Raw genomic sequence first — 17,350 nt, forward strand, 5'->3', positions numbered from 1 at the left:
ACCGTCACCCAGGACGTGGTGATTGATACTACCGCCCCAGCGGTCAGCATCAGCATCACGGAAGACACCAACAACGACGGCCTGCTCAGTAGTGCAGAGCTCGACGGGCAAGTAAACTACGTCGTTACCCTCGCCGCCGGCACTGCCCTGGGCGATACCTTAGTGATTGTCGATCAAGACGGAAACGAGCTGTTTAACGGCCCTGTCACCCAAGCCATGCTCGACAGCGGTCTGGCGCTGGCAGTGAATGTCCCAGCAGACGGAGCTACCCTCACCCTGACGGCCACTGTCACCGACCCTGCGGGCAACAGCTATTCCGCCCACGACAGTGTCACGATTGATACCACCGCCCCTAATCCTCCAACAGTATTAATCGTTGATGACGGTATACCTGGTGATGGTGTACTTACTCAATCTGAGATTAGTAATAATGGTGCTGGTGTTCAGATCGAAGTTAATATTGATGCCACTGACTTTTTAGCTGGAGGGCATGTTAATTTAACGATCAATAACAGTGCAGTCATAACCTCAATTGAGCTTAAAATAGTCGATGTTGGTAACGGGGTTATCGAACTACAATTTGCTGATGGCACTCCCGCAACAAACTTCAGCTACAGTAATGGTATCATTAGCTGGACAGAGTCAACCCCTGAAGCAGGTCAAGATATTACAATCTATGCGACCCAAACGGATGCGGCGGGCAACACTTCAAGTCAGGGCTCAGATACTGCAACGGTCAATTCAGTACCAACGATTAACGTACTTAATAACGTAATTGTTTCAGAGGAAGGTTTGCCCCTAGGTCTACCTGATAGCACTGGAGATACCGATTCGACTAATAGTCCTGACGCCTCTGGGACAGTAAGCATACAAGATAGTAATAATGATAATCTGACCGTTTCACTTTCTGGCCCATCAGGATTATTCTCTGGTGGCCAAGCAATTCAATGGAGTTGGGACCCTGTCACGCAAACTTTAACGGGTTATATTGGTACTGCAGGTGAGGCTTCATATACCGAAATTATGACTGCAACACTGACGCCACCGGTTAATGGTAGTTCAGGAAATTGGACCTATGATGTCACGCTTAAAGGTCCCGTCGATCATCCAGATACTGAGACTGAAGACACCTTGTCAGTCAATATCGGTATCAATGTTGATGATGGTCATGGTGGAACATCAACTGGAAGTTTCAATGTCACCATTGAAGATGATGCTCCAGTCATATCACCAATTGCAGCCGTGCAAACTACAACGACAAGTATTCCTGATTCATTGGTGGGTTCATTCTCACTCACTGGTTACAGCGGCAACAGTAATTCATTAGATTTCAATGGGTTTACTATCAGTGCAAGAGGATTCACTTCGTCAACTAACTCAAATTTAATTGATGCCGCAATCTTTGGTAGTAGTAGTGGGATAGGTGTTAGTAGCGCTGGTGCTCCTTATCATAATCTCGCGAACGAAGTCGATTTCCGTAAATTTGCAGATGGAAGTTCTGCATCTGAAGAAATCATCATTACTCTCGATCCTGGAACTATTGCCTACGGCGTAAATATCCAGTTTTCCCACATGTTTGGTGGCGAACTAGAAGTCGGTGTCGTCGAGTTTTGGCGAGATGGCCAACTTATCGCAACTCAAACATTTAGCTCAGATGCCAGCAGTGGCGACTATGCCGCCAACTTCCAAGCCTTACAAGGCGGTTTTGACACTATGGTCATCAAAGCCCTTGATAATGGCCAAGGACCAAATAGCGGTGATAATAGTGACTTCACTGTTACAGCAATTGAATTTTTAGGTACAACTACTCCACCAGCAATCGCCTTTGCTTCTGGAACAGTAAACCCTGATTGGGGTGCAGATGGTAAAGGTTCGCTCACCTTACAAGGTAGTGATGAAACCAATTTGTTCACGGCAACAGGCAGTGCAATCACTATAACCCAAACCGCAAATACACTGATTGGGGTCGATGCAGCTGGTCACTTGGTATTCAAACTGGAATTCACCCCAGGTACTGGTCAATGGGACTTCCATCAATATCAAAAGATGCTACAACCTAGCGATGGTGATATTGATTTCAAAGTAAGAGCGACTGATGGAGATGGCGATCATTTCGATGCAACTTTCTCTGTTATTCCTCAAGTTAACATCACCCCTTCAGTTTCTGCTTCTACAGTGACAGGATTGGAAGATACAGCTATTTACTTTGATTGGTCTAAATTCAACGTAACCGATAGTGATACTGCAAAAGCTGAATTGTCGATAAAAATTGACTCACTACCAAACCCACTTAATGGTAGGTTGCAGTACTTTGAAAACGGTAATTGGCTAAACGTAACAACAGGTATGTTAATCACCTCGATAATGATCGATGCAGGTCATTTACGCTTTATCCCAACGCAAAACGAAGCTGATGGATTGCTTGGTGGTACGGGAAATCAAGGAAGTCCACTAGCAAGCTTTACCTATTCGGTGACTGATGGCAGTAGTAATAGTGCTCCGACAACCATGGATGTGAAAATTGAAGCGGTTGCTGACGCCCCCAACTTAACCGCTTCTATTAGTAAAGTTGTCTGGCACGATGTTATTACGGATAACACACTAAATAGCAGTCACACTGTCGGCTCCAATGACTTTGGCATTACCATCGAAGCAGTGAAGTCTGGGCGTACAGCAACCGCAGATTCGGATGATAATCATTACTTACAAGGCATTTCTAATGATTCAAACGACCTAACAGGCAAAGGTGGCGATGACATACTAGTAGGTGGTGACCTGAACGACAATCTTACTGGTGGCGCTGGCGATGATGTATTTGTCGGTGGCGGACTCAATGACTCTATCTATGGTGGCGCAGGAATTGACACTGCCGTTTACTCCGGCAATCGCAGCGAATACGTTATTACCTGGCACTCAGACCATGGTTCGTTACCATATATGTTGATCAATGATCGCCGCGGTATAGATTCAAGTTCAGTTAATACTAATGACCTTGATGCTGGCGATCACTTATATGAAGTTGAGCGTTTAGTTTTTGCCGATGGCGTGTTTATTATAAATCCAGACGGAAGCTTAACTCAGGTACAAACTACTGAAATTAAGTTGAATATTAATGCAAGCTTAGTCGACACCGACGGTAGCGAAACACTATCAGCAATTACTATTACAGGTGTACCTACTGGTGCTTATCTTAGTGCAGGTACTTTAAATAGTGACGGTAGCTGGACTTTAACTCAGGCCCAGTTAGCTAACCTTTCTATGCATGTTGAAGCCAACTATTCAGGTAATCCTGATGTCAACCTGCATATAACCGTCAGTTCAGAAGAACAGTCAAACGGAAGCACTGCCACAAGTGAATTCGATTTAAGCGTATCGCTACGTGGATATTCGTACATAAATGGCACGCATGGGGATAACACTATTGCTGGTACTGACAATAACGACGTTATAGTCAGTGATGTTCAAGGTATTCAAATTATTGAAGGCGAGAGCTATAACATTGCCTTTATTTTTGATACCTCAGGTAGCATGTATGGAAAAATCACAGAAGCGAAAGCCCAACTTACTACCGTGTTCGAACAACTCGTCGATGCAGCATCTGGGGCACAATCAGGTGTTGTGAATTTGATGCTGACAGATTTTGCCAGTAACTCAAACTTCACAATCTCTGTGAACTTACAGGATCCTAATGCATTAACAACACTTATCAATCAATTAAGTAGCATAGTTGATGATAATAGCGGTAATACTAACTATGAGGCAGGATTTGAATCCGCAATTAACTGGTTTAACAGTGCGAATATAGCCAATAATGGCGGCACAAACTTGTCTTACTTTATTACAGATGGACAACCCAATAGGGACTCTGATGACACTAATACGAGTAAGTTTCTCGTAGCATATGACCAAACGACAGGCCATTTTGTGGATTTAGCACAGCTCATCACTCAGCAAAATTATGCTAGAGGAAACACCATTACTTTTAACGGAAAAGTTATTGCCGATGGCTCTGGTAATGTATATTCCTTCTTTAACGGTGAACAAGTTGGAAAAATAACATTCAACAGTAACGGTTCCGTAAAGAACTTTTCTGATAGTAATATCAGCACGAATATTCAAACCAAACTAGCCTTTGATCTACTGTCAGCAGTTTCCACAGTAGAAGCTATCGGTCTTGGTTCTGGAATTAATGCGAATCAACTTGCTTTATATGATACCGATGGTGTTGTTCGAGCAAACATAGATGTCAATACTTTAGCGAGTGTGATATTGGGCACTAGCGTTCAATTGTTACAAGGTGATGACACCATTAATGGAGGCCAAGGTGGCGATATTATCTTTGGTGATCTTACACAGTTCCAAGGGATAAACTCCCAAGGTTACTCTGCACTTCAGCAATACGTTAGCCAACAGCTTAATGATGGTACCGAAACAACTGTCGCCGAAGTACATCAGTATATTACGGATCACTTAAGCGAATTTGACGTTTCACGTAATAATGATGGCGATGACAAATTAAATGGCGGTATAGGTGACGACATTTTATTCGGCCAAGGTGGGGATGACATACTTAACGGCGAAAGTGGGAATGATATTCTCATCGGCGGCGCAGGTAATGACATTCTCTCAGGTGGTACAGGTAATGACACTCTCAGTGGTGGCTTCGGTAACGACATTCTGTCTGGTGGTGAAGGAAATGATACGCTTATTGGTGGTCTAGGTAACGATACACTCTCAGGTGATAGCGGAGCTGATACATTCGTTTGGAGATACGCAGAGTCTGGCACAGATCATATCACTGACTTTAACGTTAATGAGGACAAATTGGACCTGAGTGACCTACTCCAAGGTGAAAATAGCAGTAACCTAGATAGCTATTTAAACTTTACTCTTGTTGGTGGTTCAACGGTGATCGATATTGATGCGAATCATGATGGCAACTTTGAACAGCATATCGTTCTTGACGGTGTTGATTTGTATAGTGCGTACAATACGACAACTGAGACAGGTATCATCAATGGTCTGTTGGGTAGTAATGGCAACGGTCCGTTAATAATCGATAACGCCCCGATAACTCCAGAAGTCTCACCACTGACACTTCATGAAACGAAGCAAAATGACGGTTCTATCATTCCTTAAATAAAATCAGTTCAGATGGCCTATAGAAATATAGGCCATCATGACCGATACTTGCCATAACCATATAAAAATCCAAAGGATAAGTAATTAGGTGTCAGCTGCAGCTTCTGAAAAAATTGACCAATGGACCATTTCAGCCTCGCAAAGAGTCTTAGTGGATCCGCTGCTGGATTGTTTAGTGTTACTCACTGAGCATTTTGGCAACCCATGCTCATGCGACTCGCTTGCGGCAGGTTTACCTTTGTCAGGTGCGGTATTAACACCCGATTTATTACCTCAGGCCGCGTCGAGGGCCGGCCTAGCGGCGAAGTTATCTCGAAAAGGCTTAAACGAAGTATCACCGATATTGCTTCCCTGTATTTTGTTATTAAAAGACAAGAAAGCCTGCATATTGCGTGAACTTGATGTTGAGTCAGATAAAGCGATTATTCAATTACCCGAGACAGGTGGTGAAGAGACGCTAACCATTGAGTCGCTCGAAGCCTTATATGTGGGATATTTATTCTTAGTTAAACAAGAATACCGTGGTGACATGGGCTTTGATGTTTATCTACATGATAATAAAACCCACTGGCTAGTCCAAACCTTAAAAGATTCTGCCCCCATTTATCGTGATGCATTAATTGCTTCTGTATTAGTGAATTTGTTCGCCTTAGTCTCACCGTTATTTATTATGAACGTGTATGACAAAGTCGTGCCCAACCTTGCCTTTGAGTCCCTGTGGGTGTTAGCGATTGGTGCTTCTATTGCGTATCTGTTTGATCTTGTCATGCGCCAACTCAGAAGCTACCTGATTGATGTAGCAGGTAAAAAAGTAGACATCATAGTGTCTTCTCGCCTATTCGCTAAAGCGATTGGTATCCCCTTAGAAAAACGCTCCCCCAGTATTGGCGGTATGGCAAAACAATTAGGCGAATTCGATAACATCCGTGAAATTTTAACTTCGGCAACAATCACGACCTTAGTCGATCTGCCCTTTGCATTATTTTTCTTAATTATTATCTACATCGTTGCCGGCGATCTCGCGATTGTTCCAGTGATCGGTGGCGTTATCATTATTGGCTTTACACTTTATATCCAACCTAAACTCAAAGCCGCTATCGAAGAAGGCAATAAATTTTCAAGCCTGAAACATGGGCATTTAATCGAGAGTTTATCGGCGCTAGAGTCAATCAAAGCCAATGGTGCCGAAGGGATAGTACAAAAAAGCTGGCAACAGATGATAGGCCACAGTGCCAACTGGCAATTAAGGTCAAAAAAACTCTCTAACTCAGTATCGAACGTGGCTAACTTCACAGTGCAATTTACCGTTGTTTGTGTGGTGATTTTGGGCGTTTATCGCGTGGCCGATAATGCGATATCGATGGGCGGAATTATTGCAGCCGTTATGTTATCGAGCCGTGCTATTTCACCTATGGCGCAGCTTGCAGGCCTGATGACCAGAGCAAACCACACTGCCAGTGCACTGCGTCAGCTTAATGAAATTATGACTCAAGAAGATGAGTTTGAAAATAAAGGGCATTTGGTTAGCAAACAAAGGCTAATAGGTAAAATCAATGCTGATCATGTCGGTTTTGGTTACCCTGGTTCAGAAAAACCTGTACTTCATCCTATGTCACTGACGATTAATCCCGGCGAGCGTATTGCGATTATTGGCCGCAATGGTTCAGGAAAAAGTACCCTTGCCAAGCTATTGGTTGGACTATTTCAACCTACAGCAGGAAGCTTGCGTTATGACGGTTTAGACTCGGCACAAATCCATCCGAGTGATTTACGCCGTAACTTTGGTTATTTGCCCCAAGATGTCACCCTGTTCCACGGTTCGATTCGCGACAATATTTTATTTGGTACACGCCAAGTCACCGAGCACCAATTAATCCGTGCCATACAGCTTTCTGGAGTGAGCCAATTTACCAACCTAGAAGCAGAAGGGTTAGATCAGCAGGTCGGCGAAGGCGGCATGTCACTTAGCCGCGGACAAAGGCAAACCGTTGCCCTTGCCCGCGCCACACTCAATGATCCACCGGTGCTACTGATGGATGAGCCCACCGCCAGCTTGGATGCGCGCGCAGAACAACAATTTATTCGCTCAATGCAGAATGTCAGCAAAGACAGAACCTTGATTCTTATTACCCATAAGATGCATCTACTGCAGCTTGTTGACCGTATTATCGTACTCGAACGCGGCCATGTGGTCGCCGATGGTCCCAAGGCAGAAGTGTTAGAAAAACTCAATTTTGGCCTCGTGAATGGAGAAGCTAAAAGATGAGTAAAAATTTAACCGCAAATGACTTAGACATGGTTGATGATGTCTACGGCGCCATGATGACGGACGCTCCCAGCGGACACAGGTTAATCATATGGGCACTTGCAGCTATGGTTGTGTGTTTTTTATTGTGGGCAGGTTTTGCTAAATTAGACAAGGTCACCACTGGGACGGGGAAAGTCATCCCCTCATCACAAGTCCAAGTCATCCAGAGTTTGGATGGCGGCATAATGCAAGAACTCTACGTTCAGGAAGGCGAAATGGTGACTAAAGGGCAACCTTTAGTACGTATTGATGATACTCGCTTCCGCTCCGACTATGCTCAACAAGAGCAAGAAGTTTTTGGCTTAAAAACCAATGCTATTCGTATGCGCGCCGAACTCGACAGCATTCTAATATCAGACATGACTTCTGACTGGCGCGAACAAGTACTCATTACTAAAAAGGCATTGGTATTCCCGGAGAATATTATTGCAGCGGAACCAGCCTTAGTTAAAAGACAACAAGAGGAATACAACGGACGCTTAGATAACTTAAGTAACCAGCTGGAGATCTTGGTACGTCAAATTCAACAAAGACAACAAGAAATTGATGATCTTGCGTCTAAAACAACGACGTTAACCACCAGTATGCAGCTGATCTCCCGTGAGCTTGAACTCACTCGGCCTTTAGCTAAAAAAGGTATCGTGCCTGAGGTTGAATTACTCAAACTCGAACGCACTGTGAACGATTTGCAAGGCGAATTGAATTCAATGCGCCTACTGCGCCCGAAAGTCAAAGCGGCGATGGATGAAGCCATCTTAAAACGCCGTGAAGCCGTATTCGTTTATGCCGCCGATCTACGCGCACAGCTTAATGAAACCCAAACCCGCCTGTCTCGCATGAATGAAGCACAAGTGGGCGCACAGGATAAAGTCAGCAAAGCCATTATCACCTCACCAGTCAATGGCACCATTAAAACCACTCACATCAATACACTAGGCGGCGTTGTGCAACCTGGAGTCGATATTATCGAAATAGTGCCATCGGAAGATCAGTTACTGATTGAAACCAAAATCTTGCCTAAAGATATCGCCTTCTTACACCCAGGATTACCCGCAGTGGTAAAGATTACCGCCTATGACTTTACTCGCTATGGCGGCCTTAAAGGGACAGTTGAACATATCAGTGCCGACACATCCCAAGATGAAGAGGGCAATAGCTATTATCTGATCCGAGTCAGAACTGCAGAATCCAGTTTAACCAAAAACGATGGCACACAGATGCCAATTATCCCGGGAATGTTAACTTCGGTTGACGTTATCACGGGGCAAAGATCCATACTTGAGTACATTTTAAATCCAATTTTAAGGGCTAAGGACACAGCGCTCAGAGAGCACTAAGCCTTTTTATAAACCGGGAGGTTGGTCATGAAGACTTCAGCAAGACGACAATTTCAATGTTCAAAGATAGCCATAGTGCTGTCATTGATCCTGTTACCTTTATCGGCTCAAAGCCAGACGTTAGAACAAGCCGTTGCACATACGCTTGATACGAATCCTGATTTACGTGTTGCCTTCAACCGCTTTAAAGCGCGTGAAGAACAAGTTAATCAAGCAATCGCAGGCTATATGCCGACTATTGATGTCAGTGGTGGCTACGGCTACGAACAGACTGATAGCGTATCGACCCGTAGACGACCAAATATCGGCGATGTCGATAGCAAAGGGGTGGCAGAATTAAACCGCGGAGAGTTTGGTGTTAGCTTAAAACAAATGCTTTTCGATGGTTTCTATACCAGCAGCGAAGTTGATCGTTATAGCTTTGAAGCCAGCGCAGACCAATGGGCGCTACTTGCAGCGGCTGAAGATATGGCACTCGATGTCAGTAAGGTCTACCTCAACTATTTACGCACTGATGAAGTGCTAAAATTAGCGGAGAAAAACCTTAACAGCCATAAAGAAATTTATGACCAAATCAAGCAACGTACTGATTCAGGTTTAGGCTCAATTGCAGATCTCTCCCAAATCACGGGACGCTTAGCGCGGGCCAATGCCAACGTGATTTCTGCTCGTAACAATTTACTTGATGCAAAAGCGCAGTACATTAGAATTGTAGAATCAGCACCAGCAGACTTAATCTTACCTGTCCCCGATGCAGATATGCTGCCAAAGGATCTAAGCTCTGGCATTATCGCAGCACAGGAGAATCACCCCATACTCAAATCTGCAGCAAACGATATTAGCGCCGCAGAAAATGAGCGCTCTTCAGTACAATCTAATTACTACCCTCAGGTGTCTTTGGAGCTGAATGGTAATTGGAATAATGATGTCGGCGGCGAAGATGGTATCTCTGGCGCAGGAGCCTTCCGCAGTGATGTGGGTGGCTATAGCAATGATTTAATGGCCATGGTTCGAGTAAAGTATAACTTATTCTCGGGCGGTAAAGATCTTGCCCGTGAGAAAGAAACGGCCTACAAACTTGGTGAAGCCAAAGAAATCCGTCAGCGTGCCCAGCGCGAAGTAGTGGAAGGCGTCAATCTCGCTTGGAACGCATTTGAATTACTGGCACCTCAAAAGCAATACATCCGAGACCATGTCATAGCCGCAAAAGATACCCAATCAGCCTATGCACAACAGTTCAATTTAGGCCAACGCAGTCTTCTCGACTTGTTGGATACCGAAAATGAGCTCTTCGAAGCTCGTAAAGACTATTTACAGGCAGAGTATGATGAAATCATTGCTAAGTATCGCGTGCTAAATTCCACTGGACGCTTATTAGACTCTCTCAGAGTCACCAGACCTGAAGCATGGCGTGGAGAACGCAACTATGAAGGAGGAGCCAACCAATGAAAACGATAATCTTTTTTCTCAGTGTCACGATTTTAGCTGGTTGTTCAATGCGCGATACAGTTAATATTGACGAAATGACCACAACTCAAACCTATGATCTATCAGATAAAGATGGAGATGGTGTTATTGAGGCCCGTGAACGCTGTAATGATACCGCACAAGGTGCCGGCACTGACAACTATGGCTGTGGCAAAATCAAAGCGATTAACGAGCGTAAAGAGTTAAGCATTTTATTCCCAAATGACTCTGCTTATATTGCACCAGAGTACTATCCTCAAATTGAGGAAGTCGCTGTATTTTTACAACAATACCCAACGACTAAAGTGACAATTGAAGGGCACACTAGCCGCACGGGAACCGATGAGCGCAACTTAGTATTGTCCCAAGAACGTGCCGATGCAGTGACAGCAGTGCTAGCAGAAAGATTTGGTATCGATAGAAACCGGCTCACAGCTAAAGGCTATGGTTCTAGTAATCCAGTGGTTTTAGAACGTACTCCAGAGGCTGAAATTCGTAACCGCCGTGTCGTGGCTGAAGTAACCGGTGATGATACGGCCACAGACATGAAATGGACGATTTACTCGGTCGATGACAACACAAAATAAAGGACTCACACATTAGGTTATGAACGGCAGACTTGGTTATAAACATTCATTATTGCGAGTCTGCCGTTTTAGCCTAATAGCGTCAGCCTTAGGCATATGCTGCCTATATGCTGCCCCCACACAAAACCTTGATGAAGGGAAGATCACTTCAACCCTTGAAAAACGTTATGGTGAGCGTGCAGGGATGCGAGCTAGGGCTTGGTTCAAAGTTTTATCGGAAGCGAGTGCACTGGATGAAAAAGAAAAGTTATTAAAAGTGAATAACTTTTTCAACTTATTCCGCTTTATTGATGACAGTAAATTATGGGGTGAGTCAAATTATTGGGCAACGCCGATGGAGTTTATTGGCGTGAATGGTGGTGACTGCGAAGATTTTTCGATCGCTAAATACTTCACCTTGCTCCAACTTGGCGTGCAAGAGGACAAGATGCGGATCACTATGGTTAAAGCGACTACGGTGAATCAATACCACATGGTATTGGCTTACTATGAGACACCAGCATCGATCCCCTTAGTTCTCGATAATCTTGATCATGAAATAAAGCCCGCCACCAAAAGAAAAGATCTACTACCTGTTTATAGCTTTAACGGTAAACAGTTATGGCTCAATAAAGAGCAAGGTCGAGGTGTACTAGCGGGTTCGTCAACACGGCTAGAAAAATGGAACGATCTTAACCATAGATTAGGTGTTGACCGCCTTAGACAACCAAAATTAAAACTGGAGTAGCACCAAAAATGACACTGTTTAGACAGATTTATTCGCTGCTTTTTAGCCTATTTTTGCTCGTAGTTGCAAGCCTTGGCTATGTGCAATTTACTGAGACTCAAAGCTTTTTAACCAAGCAAATGGAGTCAGATCTAAACAATGCCAGCACTTCACTTGGTCTAATGCTTACTCCAGCACTTCAAGCTGGCGATACCGCAGCGGCAGAAACCTTAGTGAATGTCATCTTTGAAGGTGGCTATTATCAAAATGTAAAGCTGACATGGATGGTGGATGGTAAGCAACAAGAGTGGAATAACCCTTTAAGAATTGAAGATGTACCTCAATGGTTTATCAATTTAAATCTATTTAAAACCATCAAAAAACAAAGCACTATCACTTCTGGCTGGTTGCAACTCGCGCAACTTGAGATCACCGCTCATCCTGGGTTTGGTTACCATGAGCTGTGGCGAATCATGTCCAATACGATCATTGCCTTCTCTCTACTTTTCCTCGTAGCCATTTTTACCGCAAGAATTGGTTTAACGTGGATATTGAAACCTCTACACACTTTGTCGGAACACGCGAAAAGTATTGCGGCACGCCAATTTGGCCCAGACATGGCATTACCTAAGACCACTGAATTGAAAGACTTAGTGACCGCATTTAACAGTATGTCGGCGCAGTTGAAGCAAGTGTTTCATTCCCTCGACGAAGAAGTCGGCGCATTACGTAAGAAGAATCTTGTCGATCCGGCGTCAGGCCTGCCTAACCGCCAATACGTAGTGAGCCGTTTAAATGGTTGGTTGAGTGAACCTAGCAGCGGCGCGTTATTTCTCGCTAAACTCGACTGGCTCGAAGAAGTGCACAGCAAATATGGCTACCAAGTTCGGGATGAAACCATACGGATCTTAGCAGAGAAGTTTCAGCTGCAGTTAAACGAAATAACACCTTCTGTTATAGGCCGCATTGCCGCCTATGAATTTGCATTTTTAGTGACTGATGTTGAACACGATCAAATCAGCAAATATTTACAAACGCTTATCCGCACCGTCAACCAAGAAATGTCGAAGGCAGGCTGTAAGCCTAATGAAGACTTTGCGATTGGTATTGCGGAGCGTATTGGGCAAATGAATGTGTCGGATATTTTGGCCCAAGCCGACAACGCCCTTCAAAAAGCGTTACAAGAGAATAAAACATTCCATTGGTTTGAAACCACAGAGCAGCAACTATTCACCCGTGAACAGTGGCGGGATAACCTTAGCCATGCCATCAGTAATAAGAAGTTTAAGTTTAGATGGCAGCCTATCCAGTTTTGCGATGGGGATGGTATAGCGCAGCGGGAATTATATTGCCAATTAGAGCTCGGCGATCAACTCGCCCATGCTGGGCAATTTATGCCTTATATCGAGCTCTTATCACTCGGTGCCTTGCTCGATAAATGTTTGATTGAAACCGTCTACGAGCAGAAACTACTAGAGCGTAGCTATGAACCGCTCGCGATTAACTTAACCCACCAAAGTATTAACGATCCTCAGTTCCATGAGTGGCTCAATCACTTCTTACGCAATGCTGCATTTATTGAGCGGATCTGCTTCGAAATCCCTGAAGCGGGTGTTTATAGCGATCTTAAGTCGTGTCAGCACTTATGTAACATTATTCGTGATAATGGCGCTAAGTTCGGCATTGACCACTTTGGCCGTCAGTTTGGCTCTATGTCTTATCTACAGGAATTAAGACCGAGTTATGTGAAACTCGATCAATCCTTCGCCTACTATGATGAGACACACCATAATAGTGAGCTTTGCCGCGCGCTAATCAACGTAGCGAAAGGATTAGATATTCAAGTCATAGTGACGGGTATTCAAGAAAAAGCTCAGCTAGAGCGCTTTAACGAGCTTAGAACAGATGCCTATCAAGGCTTTATAGCCCCTCCGGTGAGTCTTGATTAAGCCGAATTAAGAAGTGAAATTAAAAACAAAAAGCTCCGTAAGGAGCTTTTTACTTTTCTAACGACAGAATGCCTATATCGATACCGTTGCACATCTGTATTGCCTACATAGAGTTTAAGCAAACGCATAAACAATTTCTATATGAAGCTACATTGCACAAGTGGCAAAAAGTCCCTGTGTATTGATTAAGAATGCTGAGACGTTTCTGCTTATCTGTTCGATGCGTTGAATTTGGTCGATACGTTGAAAGCGCGAGGATTCAGCATCTTCTTCTTTCTAAGAAGAAGGCTCTTAATACCAATAAAGACAAGCAAACCGCAGATGCAAAAAAGCCCCAGTGTATTCATTAAGAATGCTGAGGCTTTTTTTACTTATTTGGTCGATGCGCTGAAAGAGTGAGGATTCGACCTCTGCTTTCTGGCAATAAGGCTTCTAATGCCAATCAAGACAAGCAAACCGCAGATGCAAAAAAGCCCCAGTGTATTCATTAGAATACTGAGGCTTTTTTACTTATTTGGTCGGTGATAGAGGATTCGAACCTCTGACCCTCTGGTCCCAAACCAGATGCGCTACCGGGCTGCGCTAATCACCGTAAACTATTTACTTAACTTACATTAAGCTCGCTAGCTATGCGAAGAATTTGGTCGGTGATAGAGGATTCGAACCTCTGACCCTCTGGTCCCAAACCAGATGCGCTACCGGGCTGCGCTAATCACCGAGAATATTAATCTTTATATCAAAGTAAACGAAATGGGGTGACTGATGGGGCTCGAACCCACGACAACCGGAATCACAATCCGGGACTCTACCAACTGAGCTACAATCACCACTGACTTTCACTTATCTTGCTAACCTAAAAGCTCACAACTCTGTTCGGAATTGGTGCGCCCAAAAGGATTCGAACCTTCGGCCTCACCCTCCGGAGGGGTGCGCTCTATCCAGCTGAGCTATGGGCGCTCGCCTTGGTTAGCGCCGCATATACTAGGGTCAAATCCCCTTTGAGTCTATAGCTGTTTTGCACTTTTTTTACTGACTGCTCAAGTTTTATCACATTAGCTGACTTTTAAAGCAAAATGCAGCCAAAATATGGCTTGGATGTTACAGTATTTCATGCTAATTATAGAGATTGGTAAAAACAACCCTATATTTAACTAGTGAGTATCATGTTTAAGGATGAAGATGAAACTGGCCAGCCTCGTATAAATGAAGCTGAACGCTTACGCAAAAAAATTATTCGCTTAAAACAATTAGCGCATAAGTATAAGCATGCTGAGATCATTCAAAACGCATTACTCGAAATATCCAATATTGCGACCCATGCTTCTTCACTCGAAGAATTCTATGTCGGCGTGCATAGCCACCTAAAACAACTCATTCCCGCTGATAATTTTTTTATTTCAACCCTTGATGTCAGCACGGGCGAGCTTGCTATCCCTTTTTTCGCCGACGAGAAAGACGCGCATCCTGCAGAGCTTTATCCTGAACAATCCTTATCAACATTACTACAGCAGGGATTAACGGGCTACGTTCTCAGAACGGGTAAGGCTTTGTTATGTGATGATGACAAAGTCAATGAACTGATTGCCGCAGAGGAAATCGTTAACTTAGGTTCTCCCTGCCATTTATGGCTTGGCGTGCCTATCAAACACGATGACATAGTGACTGGCGTATTAGTCGTGCAAACCTACGACACGAATGTCAGTTATGGTGAAATCGAACTCGAGTTAATGACCTTCATTTGTCACCATATCTCAGGAGTAATGGAACGGCTCAAGCATCAGGAACAATTAGAACAAGCCATTCAGCAAAGAACCAGAGAACTCAGCCAAGCCTACGACAAATTAAAACTAGAAGTCTATGAAAGACGCAGAGCTGAGCGCTTACAAAAATCACTGTTTGAGATTGCCGAACTAGCCAGTTCCAGTGCCGACAACCCAGACTTTTATGCCCAATTGCATAATGTCATTCGACACCTAATTCCAGCCAATAATTGCTATATCGCGCTTTTGGATGACACCGAAACTCATCTCACGTTCCCCTTTTATGTCTCGCAATTAGCCAATAAACATCCAGGAACTCGGCCGCTACAGGATGGCTTAACCGAATATGTGCTCAAACATAAGCGCCCATTACTGTTAGATCAAAATAGTATCAATGCGTTAATCACCTCTGGCGAACTGTATTCCCAAGCGCCAGAATTAAATCATACTCAGACTATGCATCAATGGATTGGTATTCCTCTCTTTATCAATGATCAAGTACGTGGTGCCTTGACGATTTACAGTTTTAGCATGACGCAAAATTACCAAGTCAAAGACTTAGAATTACTGACATTTGTCTCGCAACACATTGGTTCTGCTATTGAGAAGAAACTGTCCGCAGAGTCCTTGCAACGCAGTTATGAAGAGCTAGAAGAAAAAGTCATCGATCGCACTAAAGCGTTAGCCGAACTTAATCAAAACCTTGAGAAAGAAATTCAACAACGCCGCAGTATGGAAGCTAAGCTAGTTCACGACGCTAAACATGATGCGCTCACAGGCTTACCTAACCGCGCTATGTTTATGGAACGCTTATCTCAAGCCATTAAGCACGTCCGTCGCCATAGCTTAGAACAGTTTGCCCTGCTCTTTATCGATCTCGACCGCTTCAAACAGATTAACGACACTATGGGGCACTTAGAAGGCGATAAATTCTTAATTGAGACTGCAAGCCGCCTCAAGTCCTGCATTCGTGATAACGACACGTTAGCGCGCCTGGGTGGCGATGAGTTCGTCATCCTGCTCGATAGTATTAACAACATCAACGACGCAAGAGACGTATCAGAAAGAGTGATTCAAAAAATATCCCAGCCCTATCGACTCGGCACGATGGAATTTAACTCTGGCGCCAGTATCGGTATCACCATCAGTGGTAAGCATAAAGTCGATACCAGTGAATCTATGTTGCGCAACGCGGATACGGCCATGTATCAAGCGAAAGCCAACGGTAAGGGCTGCTATGTTATTTTTGATGATAACGCCCAACATCAAGCTATACAGGATGTCGAGTTAGAGACTGAATTTAGGCATGCATTACACCATGCCGAAATCGAACTCAGTTATTTACCTGTCGTCGATTTTAACACTGGTCAAGTGCATGCATTAGAAAGCCGTCTGTTCTGGCAACACCCACTACGTGGACTTTTACAACAAGAACAACTCAGTGCGCTTGCCGAACAATCCCATCTTACCGTTGAACTCGATAAATATACGATCAGCGTCATAGATCGCACTTATGCTGAACTGCTCAAGCAATATGATGAATCTATTGAGTTACATGTGATGCTTTCGAGCCAACATCTCAAGTATAAGCACGTACTGCGCAGTTTGAAAAACACCCTCAAGCAAACTCAGTTAAACCTGAGCCATTTGTGGTTATTCTTCAATGAAAAAGCGCTAGTGCAGGAGACTGAAAATCATATCAATGGCTTTGAATTGTTGCAGAAACTCGGGGTGAAACTCGGTATCAGTCATTACGGTAGCGGCTATAGTGCATTAAATAGCTTATTGTTTTTGCCGATTAAAGGCTTAAAGCTCGACGCCAATCTCACTAAACAGATACACGCTGAACAGCAGCTTAAATTAATGTCCGCTTATCAAAAAACGGCATCAACCTTAGAACTGCAAACCTTTGTCGATGGTATTGATAGCCCTGAACAAAAACGTATCTTCAGTGAACTGGGTTATCAGCTGGGTCAGGGGGCTGCTTTAGCCGACACTTTTACCTTAAGTGACACCCAATCACAGATCTGTACTCAGCTCGAATATGCCTAGATAAAACCCGAGCGATTGACTTTAAATAACAGTAAGCGAAAC

Annotated in this window: 8 protein-coding genes and 4 tRNA genes; 8 read left to right on the forward strand and 4 right to left on the reverse strand. The window is 44.0% G+C overall.

Features of this window, described 5'->3' with window-relative positions:
- The 7 genes from Q4Q49_RS20495 to Q4Q49_RS20525 form a co-directional block, all read left to right on the forward strand.
- Positions 1-5,139 (forward strand): type I secretion C-terminal target domain-containing protein (locus Q4Q49_RS20495; RefSeq protein ID WP_409373263.1); only part of this gene is annotated, 5,139 nt, incomplete at its 5' end.
- Positions 5,140-5,230: 91 nt separating this feature from the next.
- Positions 5,231-7,408 carry a type I secretion system permease/ATPase gene (locus Q4Q49_RS20500; protein ID WP_312000307.1) on the forward strand — a complete coding sequence of 726 codons (2,178 nt, stop codon included), beginning with the start codon at positions 5,231-5,233 and terminating at the stop codon, positions 7,406-7,408.
- On the forward strand, positions 7,405-8,787 hold the full coding sequence (locus Q4Q49_RS20505; protein WP_006083434.1) for an HlyD family type I secretion periplasmic adaptor subunit: 1,383 nt from the start codon (positions 7,405-7,407) through the stop codon (positions 8,785-8,787). Before Q4Q49_RS20500 ends, Q4Q49_RS20505 begins: the two co-directional genes overlap by 4 nt.
- 27 nt (positions 8,788-8,814) lie before the next feature.
- A complete protein-coding gene (locus Q4Q49_RS20510; protein WP_312000308.1) occupies positions 8,815-10,236 on the forward strand; it encodes a TolC family outer membrane protein in 1,422 nt (473 codons plus the stop codon).
- The gene (locus Q4Q49_RS20515) at positions 10,233-10,841 is read left to right on the forward strand and encodes an OmpA family protein (protein WP_312000309.1); all 609 of its coding nucleotides are present in this window, start codon (positions 10,233-10,235) and stop codon (positions 10,839-10,841) included. Before Q4Q49_RS20510 ends, Q4Q49_RS20515 begins: the two co-directional genes overlap by 4 nt.
- 19 nt (positions 10,842-10,860) lie before the next feature.
- Positions 10,861-11,568: a transglutaminase-like cysteine peptidase gene (locus Q4Q49_RS20520; protein ID WP_107946336.1), complete on the forward strand. Its 708-nt coding sequence runs from the start codon at positions 10,861-10,863 to the stop codon at positions 11,566-11,568.
- Positions 11,569-11,576: 8 nt separating this feature from the next.
- Complete coding sequence (locus tag Q4Q49_RS20525) at positions 11,577-13,496, forward strand: EAL domain-containing protein (RefSeq protein ID WP_312000310.1); 1,920 nt, start codon at positions 11,577-11,579, stop codon at positions 13,494-13,496.
- Between the two features lie 515 nt (positions 13,497-14,011).
- On the opposite strand, the gene Q4Q49_RS20530 is transcribed toward Q4Q49_RS20525, so the two are convergent.
- The 4 genes from Q4Q49_RS20530 to Q4Q49_RS20545 form a co-directional block, all read right to left on the reverse strand.
- Positions 14,012-14,088, reverse strand: a tRNA-Pro gene (locus tag Q4Q49_RS20530).
- A gap of 49 nt (positions 14,089-14,137) precedes the next feature.
- A tRNA-Pro gene (locus tag Q4Q49_RS20535) sits at positions 14,138-14,214 on the reverse strand.
- A gap of 33 nt (positions 14,215-14,247) precedes the next feature.
- Positions 14,248-14,323, reverse strand: a tRNA-His gene (locus tag Q4Q49_RS20540).
- Positions 14,324-14,376: 53 nt separating this feature from the next.
- Positions 14,377-14,453 (reverse strand) — tRNA-Arg (locus Q4Q49_RS20545).
- 206 nt (positions 14,454-14,659) lie between these two features.
- Here Q4Q49_RS20545 and Q4Q49_RS20550 point away from each other — a divergent pair.
- A complete protein-coding gene (locus Q4Q49_RS20550) occupies positions 14,660-17,308 on the forward strand; it encodes a diguanylate cyclase domain-containing protein (RefSeq protein WP_312000311.1) in 2,649 nt (882 codons plus the stop codon).
- Positions 17,309-17,350: the final 42 nt, after the last annotated feature.

The organism is Shewanella sp. SP1S1-7 (assembly GCF_031932105.1).
GTDB classification, from domain to species: Bacteria; Pseudomonadota; Gammaproteobacteria; order Enterobacterales; family Shewanellaceae; genus Shewanella; species Shewanella baltica.

Excerpts from the sequence above, each read along its gene's own strand:
- Q4Q49_RS20505 (WP_006083434.1), top strand. The coding sequence starts at position 7,405 with ATGAGTAAAAATTTAACCGCAAATGACTTAGACATGGTTGATGATGTC.
- Q4Q49_RS20510 (WP_312000308.1), top strand. The coding sequence starts at position 8,815 with ATGAAGACTTCAGCAAGACGACAATTTCAATGTTCAAAGATAGCCATA.
- Q4Q49_RS20515 (WP_312000309.1), top strand. The coding sequence starts at position 10,233 with ATGAAAACGATAATCTTTTTTCTCAGTGTCACGATTTTAGCTGGTTGT.
- Q4Q49_RS20520 (WP_107946336.1), top strand. The coding sequence starts at position 10,861 with ATGAACGGCAGACTTGGTTATAAACATTCATTATTGCGAGTCTGCCGT.
- Q4Q49_RS20525 (WP_312000310.1), top strand. The coding sequence starts at position 11,577 with ATGACACTGTTTAGACAGATTTATTCGCTGCTTTTTAGCCTATTTTTG.
- Q4Q49_RS20550 (WP_312000311.1), top strand. The coding sequence starts at position 14,660 with ATGTTTAAGGATGAAGATGAAACTGGCCAGCCTCGTATAAATGAAGCT.